Annotated in this window: 7 protein-coding genes; 4 read left to right on the forward strand and 3 right to left on the reverse strand. The window is 58.2% G+C overall.

All coding sequences use genetic code 11. The features are described from left to right. Positions 1 to 50: 50 nt before the first annotated feature. Positions 51 to 293, reverse strand: a complete 243-nt coding sequence (locus tag ACVWXE_RS10895; protein ID WP_414351871.1) for a hypothetical protein — start codon at positions 291 to 293, stop codon at positions 51 to 53. 170 nt (positions 294 to 463) lie between these two features. On the opposite strand from ACVWXE_RS10895, the gene pyk reads away from it, so the two are divergent. The 4 genes from pyk (at position 464) to dnaN (ending at position 7,243) form a co-directional block, all read left to right on the forward strand. Further along, positions 464 to 2,323, forward strand: coding sequence for a pyruvate kinase (gene pyk / locus ACVWXE_RS10900; RefSeq protein ID WP_414383314.1), 1,860 nt, complete (start codon positions 464 to 466; stop codon positions 2,321 to 2,323). Between the two features lie 138 nt (positions 2,324 to 2,461). Then, positions 2,462 to 2,692 carry a DUF4327 family protein gene (locus tag ACVWXE_RS10905; protein WP_414422471.1) on the forward strand — a complete coding sequence of 77 codons (231 nt, stop codon included), beginning with the start codon at positions 2,462 to 2,464 and terminating at the stop codon, positions 2,690 to 2,692. Positions 2,693 to 2,842: 150 nt separating this feature from the next. Continuing rightward, the gene (locus ACVWXE_RS10910; RefSeq protein WP_457490310.1) at positions 2,843 to 5,125 is read left to right on the forward strand and encodes a RelA/SpoT family protein; all 2,283 of its coding nucleotides are present in this window, start codon (positions 2,843 to 2,845) and stop codon (positions 5,123 to 5,125) included. A gap of 741 nt (positions 5,126 to 5,866) precedes the next feature. Continuing rightward, entirely contained in the window at positions 5,867 to 7,243 is a 1,377-nt protein-coding gene (gene dnaN, locus ACVWXE_RS10915; RefSeq protein ID WP_457490311.1) for a DNA polymerase III subunit beta, read from the forward strand. Between the two features lie 735 nt (positions 7,244 to 7,978). Here dnaN and queG read toward each other — a convergent pair. After that, entirely contained in the window at positions 7,979 to 8,968 is a 990-nt protein-coding gene (queG, locus tag ACVWXE_RS10920; protein ID WP_457490312.1) for a tRNA epoxyqueuosine(34) reductase QueG, read from the reverse strand. A 14-nt stretch (positions 8,969 to 8,982) separates the two neighbouring features. After that, positions 8,983 to 10,398, reverse strand: a complete 1,416-nt coding sequence (locus ACVWXE_RS10925) for an amidohydrolase (RefSeq protein WP_457490313.1) — start codon at positions 10,396 to 10,398, stop codon at positions 8,983 to 8,985. Positions 10,399 to 10,554: the final 156 nt, after the last annotated feature.

Genomic DNA, 10,554 nt, shown 5'->3' on the forward strand with positions numbered 1-10,554 from the left:
TCGGCCTAAACCTCACCCCAAGAGGGTGCGCTGCAATCTCAAGAACCTCTCTACTGAGCGCCGAGGGCCGCCAACAAATCATCTGCCAACAACACCGCCGTATAGACCAAAGCCTGTCGTTGCTCAGGAGACAAATCGCCGACGGGAGTCTGGGGATTGCTCACGATACCCTGCAGTACTCTGCTGGCTATGTATTCCCGCTTGGAAACCCCTGGGCTGGAGATAGTGGGGTTATCCAGAGAGAACTTCTGATGGTGCTCGAAGGGGAAGGCGTATTCGGGGGCAACCGGCATCGCTCGACTCCAGATGGATCTCTACACTCTGCTTTGCCTATTTTCCCATCCTCTCTCGCTGGGGATTTTAAAAAAGCGGTGCCTCAAAAAAGACATAACGGGTTATCGTAATCAGAGAGATCCCTATGTGGGGGAAGGATCTGGGCTGCTCTCCCTTGGGAACAGTGGACATGCATTTGAGGGATTCTTTTCGACGCACCAAAATTGTTGCCACCATCGGCCCTGCCAGCTCAAATCCAGCCATTCTCAGGGAGATGATCCTGCAAGGGGCAACCACCCTTCGCCTGAACTTCTCCCATGGGGATCACGAGCTACACCGCCGCAGCATTCGCCTGATCCGCCAAACCGCGATGGATCTGGGCATCCAGGTCGCCATCTTGCAAGACCTGCAGGGGCCGAAAATCCGCTTGGGCAAGTTCGCCGAAGGCTCGATCACCCTCAAGGCAGGGGATCCCTTTGTGTTGACCAGCAAACCTGTCTTGGGATCCCAAGAGCGCAGCTGGGTCACCTACGACAAGCTGGCCCAAGAAGTGCCCGAAGGAGCGACGATCCTCATCGACGATGGTCGAGTGGAGATGCGGGTGGAAGCCGTGGATCCGGAAGCGGGCGAACTCTTCTGCCGCACCATTGTCGGGGGTACCCTCTCCAACAACAAGGGGGTCAATTTCCCCGGTGTGCGCCTGAGCATCCGCGCCGTGACCCCAAAGGATAAAGAAGATCTCTACTTCGGCCTCAACCAAGGGGTGGATTGGGTGGCCCTCAGCTTTGTGCGGGATCCCTCTGATGTGCTGGAGCTGCGGGAGCTCATTGCCTCAGCCAAACGGCCTTCTTCCGGCTCAGCCGACAAGCGGGTACCCATCATCGTCAAGATCGAGAAACACGAGGCCATTGAACAGCTGCCCCAGATTTTGGCCCTCAGCGACGGTGTGATGGTGGCGCGGGGAGATCTGGGGGTAGAGCTGCCTGCGGAAGAGGTGCCGATCCTGCAGAAGCGGGTGATCGCCCTGGCCAACTCCCTGGGGATCCCGGTGATTACGGCCACCCAAATGCTGGACAGCATGGTGCACAGCCCCCGACCCACCCGTGCCGAGATCTCCGATGTGGCCAACGCCATTTTGGATGGCACCGATGCCGTTATGCTCTCCAACGAGACGGCTGTGGGCAAATACCCTGTCGAGGCCGTTGCCACCATGGCCCGCATTGCCGTGCGCACCGAGCGCGATTACTTTGACCTGACCTCCGCCGACCGACGACAACGCCTTCGCACCCTTGCCATGCAGGAGCTGAGCCAAAACAACGGCAACAGTCCTGCCGGGATGCGGCCCAAAACCCTGATCACCGACTCGATTAGCCGCGCCGTGGGGGAGATCGCCCAGGAGTTGGATGCCGTAGCCGTGATGACCCTGACCAAAACGGGGGCTACCGCTCGCAATGTCTCCAAGTTTCGTCCCCGCACTCCCATCCTGGCCGTAACCCCCCATGTGGAGGTGGCACGGCGGCTGCAGTTGGTTTGGGGGGTACATCCGCTGTTGGTTATGGATTTGGCCACCACCCGCCAGACCTTTCAAGCGGCCATCAGCTTGGCTCAGGAAGATGGCTTGCTCAAGGATGGCGACTTGGTGGTGCTCAGTGCAGGAACCCTGCCAGGCGTTGCGGGATCCACCGATCTGATCAAGGTGGATGTGGTGAAAGCGGTGGTGGCTCAAGGCAAAGGGTTTGGCAAGGGCATTGTCAGCGGCCCGGCCCGCATCTTGAGATCCAGCCTCGATGCCGGCAAAATCACCGCCGGGGACATTTTGGTTGCCCAATCCACCGACGCCAACTATGTGGAGGCGATCAAACAGGCAGCCGGCGTGATTACCGAAGAAGAGGGAGCCTCCTCTCATGCAGCAGTCATTGGCCTGCGGCTGGGGGTGCCGGTGCTGGTGGGGGTCAAGGATGCTACCCGCTTAATCCGGGATGGATCTATCGTCACTCTGAACCCAGAAAAAGGCATAGTGACCGCAGGAGCCGATGGCTTGGGCTTTTAAGCGGGCCTTAAGGTTGCCTGCAATACAAACTTGTATCTCTTGCTACGAAACGAGACCCAGTTCTATGATGGGGGTAGCGAGGCAAGATTTTCCCTGACCCTTCGGTGCGTCCCATCCATTCCACGTGTAGGTTAAGCTATGCCCACTTTACAAGCCACCCACTATGCGGTTGAGGCCATCCAGGAGGAAGCTCGTCGCCTCATTCAGCAGGGGGTCTTACGCCGCTCCGAAGCCATTGCCCACCTGCAACCCTTCTTCCCCCAGCGGGAGTGGCAGGCGATTGCCCAAGAGCTGGAGCTGCAAGACTACTGCCCCTCGGATCCTCTCTGCGATTTAATCGGCGACTGCGAGGAGTGGGGCGAAGACTAAGCCTCGATCTGCCGAGGATGGCAAGCGGTCGGCGTTGGCAGACAGCCAATGCTTCTTTCTATTCCACCCGTTTTTTCCCTCTTGATCTGTCGGCGGTTAAGCTGGATGAACTATAGTCAGTAATCAAACATCCCTTTTCGCCGGGTTCGCATGGGTCAGACGGCTGTCATTGCCACCTCAGATGGAGGTCTCGACCTGAATAGCCTCGGTTTTGAGGTGCCAGGGTGGCTGCGTGCTCTGCTTTCCGGTGCCGAGGATCCCGGCGATGGGCTGCGGCCTTACACGGCTGAAGAAGCCAATCTGCTGCGCCGTGCCTTTGAGTTTTCCTATTGTTTGCATCAGGGCCAAAAACGCAAATCAGGGGATCCCTACATTGCCCATCCGGTAGCCGTGGCTACTCTCCTGCGGGAGCTGGGGGGAGATGCGGTGACGGTGGCAGCGGGCCTTTTGCACGATGTTATTGAGGATACAGAAGTTACCCCAGAAGCCCTGGAAGCTGAATTCGGCTCTGAAGTTCGCCTACTAGTAGAAGGAGTTACCAAACTCTCTAAGTTCAATTTCTCCAGCAAAACCGAGCAGCAAGCGGAAAATTTCCGCCGCATGTTCGTGGCCATGGCCAAAGACATTCGAGTCATCGTGGTCAAGCTGGCGGATCGCTTGCACAACATGCGCACGCTGCAGTATCTCTCCCCCAGCAAGCAACGGCAGATTGCAGCCGAAACCATGGAAATTTTCGCCCCTTTGGCCAACCGGCTGGGGATCTGGCACTTCAAATGGGAACTGGAAGACTTGGCTTTTAAGTATCTGGACTACGAGGCTTACCGGAAGATTCAGGAATTGGTCAACGCCAAGCGCGCCGAGCGAGAGGCCGAGATCCAAGCTTTTATCGAAGAGCTGCGGCAGAACCTTCTTCAAGCGGGGCTGGAACATTTCGAGATCAGCGGGCGGCCCAAACATTTGTACAGCATCTATCGCAAGATGCAGCAGCAGCGCAAAGAATTTCACGAGATTTACGATCTCTCAGCAGTTCGGGTAATCGTACATACCAACAGCGAGTGCTATCGGGTGCTGGCAGTCGTTCACAACTGCTTTCGCCCCATCCCTGGGCGTTTCAAAGACTACATTGGTCTGCCCAAGGCCAATCGTTACCAATCTTTGCATACGGCGGTGATTGGCCCGCAGGGAAGACCGGTGGAGGTGCAGATCCGCACCGAAGAGATGCACCGCGTGGCTGAGTACGGGATCGCCGCCCACTGGAAGTACAAGGAGGCCGGCAGCACCACTGTCAAGCCCGACGAGGAGCGCTTCACCTGGCTGCGACAGCTGTTGGAGTGGCAAAACGACCTCAAAGACGACAAAGAGTATCTGGACACCCTTCGCGAGAATCTGTTTGAGAGCGAGGTTTACGTTTTCACGCCCAAGGGGGACTTGCTGGCCCTGCCCCAGGGATCCTGTCCGGTAGACTTCGCCTATCGCATCCACTCCGAAATTGGGGATCACTGTGCAGGAGCGCGGGTAAACAACAAGATCGTGCCCCTGGATACCCGCCTGCGCAACGGCGACATTGTGCAGATCATCACGCACAAAAATGCCCATCCCAGCCTGGACTGGATCAATTTCGTTGCCACCAGCTCTGCCCGCAATCGCATTCGCCAATGGTTTAAGCGCTCCAATCGCGAGCAAAACATCGCGCGGGGCCGGCATTTGCTGGAGCGGGAGCTGGGCAAAACGGGCTTTGATGCCCTGCTCAAATCAGAGCGGATGCAGAAGGTAGCCGAAAAGCTCAACTACGCCAGCGTAGAGGATTTGTTGGCCGCTCTGGGTTATGGCGAGACGACCCCCACGCTGGTGATCCATCGGCTACAGGAGGTCAGCAAACCGGCAGTATCCCCCCCTACAGAGGAGGAATCGCTTGAGGGATCCAAGCTGTTGTTGCCACGGGCTTCTGCGGCTCCCAGTTCTATCAAATCCCAATCTCCCATTCTGGGGGTGGAGGGTCTGAAACACCAGTTGGCCAAGTGTTGTAACCCGCTGCCGGGGGATCCGATTTTGGGCGTAGTCACCCGCTTTAAGGGTATTAGTATCCACCATCAGGACTGTCCACGGGTGGCTCAGGTTTCGGGGGAACGCCTGGTGCCAGTACGCTGGAACGAAGAGCAACTGCGGCAGAGCACCCAGATCTACCCGGTAGAACTGCATCTGGAGGTTATCGACCGCGTCGGGGTGCTGCGGGACATCCTTTCCCGCCTATCGGATCAAGGCATTAATGTTCGCAATGCTAAGGTACAAACTTTTGCCAACCGCACCGCCCTGATCGATCTCTGTATCGATGTACGTGATAAGAAACAGCTCACCCAGGTTCAAAGTCAACTGCGCCAGCTTTCTGACGTGATCGTGCTGCGCTCCCGCCATCACCAAAACGGATCCCGTTGACCTACGCCTGGCCCTTCGCGGGTACGGACTCTAGACCGCATCCCTATTGCGACTCGCTCCTGCAGCAGCCCAATTTTGGGTCAGGCGCTGTCCCATCCTCATCCTGACCTCCTTTGCCGCTTCTGGTGCGCAGAGCGCTTTCCCGCTCCTCTGGGGTCTTGCCAAAAATCCCGTGTCAGCTCACAGGTGGCCAGGCAAGGCCGACAAGCCCAGAGCAATATCCCAGGCTTTCTTCGACAGCCTGTGGAAAACCTGGGGAAATCCAGCGAAGCCCGCCCCAGCTCCGGTGGAATCCCCAGCCATATCTAGGGGGAAGGATTCACTACCTTAGGGGATCTCACACTGACTGTGTGTTAATTTTTATGAATTTGTCAGGAAATCACAACATTAGCCTGTGGAAAACCTGTGGAAAAACCTGGAAAATCTGTGGAAAACCTGTGGAAAAACCCCCCAAGTTATTAACAGGTATAAATACCCTGTGGAAAAGTGGCCAAGTTATCCACAGTTTTTCCACAGGTGGGGAATAGGCTCAAAAGCTCATGGCACAAGGTGTTGACGATCACTTTCCACAGTTTCCACAGCCCCTACTACTACTAGATCAAAAAATTAAATTAGGCAGGGATCGAAATTTCAGATCTGTCCTACGCGCGAGGCAAATTTTCCAAAACTTGTCTGCAAGGGCAGGGATCCAACCGGGGCAGTCGGTGTAGGATCTGCGTGTGCAGCCCTCAAGTGCCCCCCATGGTGCAAGCTCAACGTCCTGTGGATCGAGAACTCGAGGCCGAGCCATTTGCGGCAGTGTTGCGCAGCAGCAAGACTGCAGCTCCTCAGCGTGGGGAGGGATACCTTGACGGGGCCGTGGACTCGTCTCCGGAAGGTTTCAGCTTCACCTGCGAGCAAGCCGATCTCAGCCACCACCTCACTTCCGTTGGACGGGCTGTGGCCAGCCGCCCCGCCCTGCCCGTTTTGGCCAACGTGTTGGTAGAGGTCGATGCGGAAACTCAACGGGTTGCCCTCACTGCCTTTGACTTGAACTTGTGCATTCGCAGCGAGTTCGAGGCTCAGGTCAAGGGATCCGGTCGCACCACCCTGCCTGCAAAGCTGCTCAGCGACATCGTCAGCCGCCTGCCCAGCGGCCCAGTGACTCTTGACGCGAGCAGCCAAGCTCAGGAGAGTGCCCCTGTGATTCTCATGTCGGCAGCCGGCCAGTACCAAGTGCGCAGCATGTCGGCTGAAGAGTACCCCACCCTACCGGAAATATCGCTCCGCACCGCCGACGCAGATGGCGATTTTGTGGGGGAGGAAAGCCCAACAGCTCAGGCTCTGGAGCTGCCCATCGAGAGCCTGTTGCAAGGGATCGGCCAAACCCTTTTTGCGGCCTCTGGAGATGAGACCAAGCAGGTGCTCACAGGGGTGCATGTCAAGCTCTTGGCGGGGGATCCCCCTTGCCTGGAGTTTGCAGCCACCGATGGGCACCGTCTGGCGATGGTGCAGGTGGAGGCCGAAGGGATCCCGGTTGCTTCGGCCCATGGGGAAATAGGGTTGGATTTCACCATTCCCGCTCGCACTTTGCGAGAGGTGGAGCGCATCCTCGGCACCCAGACCGTCGCCTCTACGGTGGAATTGCGGTTTGACCGATCCCAGGTGCAGTTTGTCCTGCCCCCTCGCGCCAGCAAAACCCAGTGCCAACAGCGGATTACCAGCCGTCTCTTGGAGGGCCAATATCCCGACTACAACCGCCTGATTCCCAGGCAATTTGAGCGGCAGGTAACCCTGGAGCGTCGGCCCTTGATGGAGTCGCTGGAGCGGGTGGGAGTACTCGCTGCCCAAAGAAACGACATCGTCAAGTTCAATCTTTCTGCCGCAACCCAAACCCTGCGCATCAGCACCGAGGCGCCCGATGTGGGCAGTGGCGAGGAATCGTTGCCAGTGCAGATGTCCGGTCCTGACCTGGAGCTGGCCTTCAATGTGCGTTACCTGCTGGATGCCCTCAGGGTGTTTCATACGCAGCAGGTGAGCCTGGAGCTAAACGGCGCCACGCAGCCGGCCATCTGGAAGCCCCTTGGGGCAATGCGGCTCTGTTATTTGGTTATGCCGGTGCAGCTACGGGCTACCTAGTCTTAGGAGAGCTCCACCCAGCTCTAGTCCAAAACTCTCAAGATCATCTCAGTACAAATCTACAGTTGTTTGTACAAATCTACAGTTGTTTGCATTGCCCCCTCTCCCAGAGGGAAAGGAGCCAGGGATGGTCGCGGAAGCGGCGCCGAGCGTTCAGGGAGCATGCCTCTAACCCCCAAAACCCTGAACTTTGCTGAATTTACTGAGCTTTAGGCGGTTTGGCAAAAGTCATTGAGAGGGATATAGTAGACCAAGTTTCCCCCTGATCCTTGAGTCCACCGCAACGGTTGCCGGGAAGTGAAGGGGGAAAGCGCTCGGGGGGTATTCCTCAGGGCTTTGCGGGATACCGCCTTCCTGTTTGGACTCCGTCCCGCTGACGCGAACAGAGATAGGCAGGATGCGATCGCTTCTTTCCTGAACCATGTTCAGGAGAGTTCAGCGTGAATGTATCAGTGTCCTAATCTAGCTTGAAATGACCGTGTTTTAGGTGGGGCTACTGTGTTTGAGTCGATCCAGCTCAAACAAAGCGGTGGGTAAACTCCTGCACCAAGTCCACACGTCCTTTGCGCAAAACCGCTCCCACGAGAGCAAGACCATGGCGGCCCAGCACTGTAGCCTCAGAAAGAGGGTAGGGCATGTATGTTAGCTTGCGTCCCTGGCCCAGAGACAATAGCCCCACCATTTTCTGGCGCCGGCCTCGAGGCCGCAAGATCCTGCTAGGAAAGCGTATCCAAGTTAAGTAGAGGGGGCTTCCAAATCGTTGCTGCCAGCTGCAGAGCTGGAATTGCCTTCCAGGGCTGCTTGGGCGTTGCGGCGCAGGCGGTGGGCCTTGAGCCGGCGCAGGGCAGAGGCCGGAAACTTGTGGTCGAATTCCCGATCATCGATCCGGGCCAGCTCCTGGAGATCAGGGGCAACATTCCAAGAGTAGGGCTGAAAATCCGGGATCCGGCTGGGTTGGGCAAAGCGTTGGTTCCAAGGGCAGACCTCCTGGCAAATGTCGCAGCCGGCCACCCAGTTGTGCAGGTTCTGGGCAATCTTGGCAGGGATCCGCTCGGCGTGGCTTTCTAGAGTGTGGTAGGCAACGCAGCGGCGGGAATCCACCACCCCTGGGCTGACGATGGCCTGCGTGGGGCAAGCCTCTAGGCAGCGGGTACAGGTGCCGCAGTGAGCGGTGTGGGGCTGGTCAGGGAGCAACGGCAGGGTGGTCAGGATCACTCCCAGAAACACCCAGGAGCCGTACTCGCGGGTGAGCAACAGGCTGTTTTTGCCGATCCAACCCAAGCCCGCCTGCATGGCCCAGGGCTTTTCCGCCACCGGGCCGGTATCCACGTAGAATCGACCCGTATGATTTGGGAACTGGGCTTGCATCCAGAGGTGGAGTTGTTTGAGCCGCCGTCCCAACACGCGGTGATAATCTCGCCCCCAGGCGTAGCGGGAGATCTTGCCCTTGCCGGGATCCTGGCTGTGGCGGATGGGAGTGTAGTAATTCAAGGCCACACAGACCAGAGATTGCACCCCTGGCAGCACCCGCTCTGGATCCATTCGCCGGGGATCGGCCATCCAGGTCATGTCGGCGGCCATGCCTGCGGCCAGCCAAGCTTGCAGACCCCGCAAGTCGGGGGGATCCTCTGTGCTGGCAATGCCAACTTTGTCAAAGCCCAGCGCCAGCGCCTGTCGTTTCACCTGCTCTGTGATGCTGGCCCGGTCTGCTTCTTCTGGCCACACAGGGACATCCAACGCTACTTTGGCAAGCCCATCACCCGACGATAACGAGCTTCCAGATGCTCTGCCTGCTGGGATCGGCGGAAGGGATCCCAGGTGCTGTGGGCAAACAGATCCTGCCGCAGCTTGGCCACATCCACCGTCGTCACGGCTCCGCCGGACACCACCTGTTTTCCTCGCACCCAAACGCTATGCACTGCCTGGGTGGGCCGACCCAACACCAGCAGCCCAATGGGATCGGTACGGGGCAACAGCGACAGTTGGGTGAGATCGTACAGCACCAGATCCGCTTGCTTGCCCACTTCCAGGGATCCCAGCTCCTCCCCTAGCCCCAGGCCAATGGCCCCACCGCGGGAGGCCATCTCCACACTCTCGCGGGGCGAGATCCAGTGGCGGTAGTCGGGATCCGTGATGTTGTGAAGGATGGTGCCGATTTTGATGGCCTCTAGCAAATCCTGCGAATCGTTGCTGGCGGATCCATCGCAGCCAAAGGCCACGTTCACCCCTGCCCGGCGGTATTTCAAGATGGGGGCAATGCCGCTGCCTAGGCGCAGGTTGCTCAGGGGGTTGTGAACAACCGTAGAGCCGGTACGGGCCAGGATTTCAATATCGGCATCGCTGAGCCAGACGCAGTGGGCCAAGGAAGTTTTCCGGTCTAGGTAGCCCAAGCGCTCCAGATGCTCGACTGCGCTGCAGCCGTACTTTTCCTGGGCCAGCATCTGCTGGGCGCGGGTTTCCAGCAGGTGAGCGTGGCGGGGTAGGTCATACTTCTGGCTCAACTCCGCGCAGCCCTTGAACAGCTCGTCTGAGCACAGTTGGATCCCTGTGGGAGCCACCATGAGGGTAATGCCCTCTTCTGGCCGGTGAAAGCGCTGCACCGCCTCTTCCACAATGGCCAGCACCTCTGCTGTGGAGAGGGGATAGGTTTCCGGCTCCCGATCCCAAGAGGAGCTGCTGGGCAACCCCCGAGAGAGAGCCTGATCCTGGATCAAGGGGCCCACGAAGGCGCGGATCCCGGCCTCCCGGTAGGCCCGCACTGCTGCCTCAATGGTGGCCAGTTCCTGGCCAGGGATCAGCACCAGATGATCCACCACTGTTGTGCCGCCCGTCAGCAGGGTCTCCACCGCCGTAGCCAGGGCGCTGAGGTAGACCTTTTCCGGCTCTGGCGGCGAGTACTCGTGCAGTTGTGCCAGCCACAGCTCCAGCGGATAGGGCGGTATGATCCCTCGTTGCCACATTTCGGAAGAATGGGTGTGGGCATTGACAAAGCCCGGCAGCAAGAGTTGGTTACTGGCATCCAGTTCCAGGCTGTCTGCGCCCGTTGCGGGTAACCCTCTGCCTATGGCAGCAATCCGTTCCCCCTCGATTCGCACATCTGCGGTTTCGTAGCCGGTGGCGGTGGGAATTAACGCATTGCGCAAGATAAAACTCATGCCCGGGATCCAAAAAGGCCGTCCGCTACCTTAGCGTGCTGGAGTTAACCCTGCCAAGGCGGGAGCATGACTCTAGTCAATGATACGCTGGACTATACTGAAAATAATGTACAGTATGTTCAGTATGTCTGCTTGGTATGGCTAGGTATGTAAAAC

It is taken from the genome of Thermostichus sp. MS-CIW-41 (assembly GCF_054058915.1).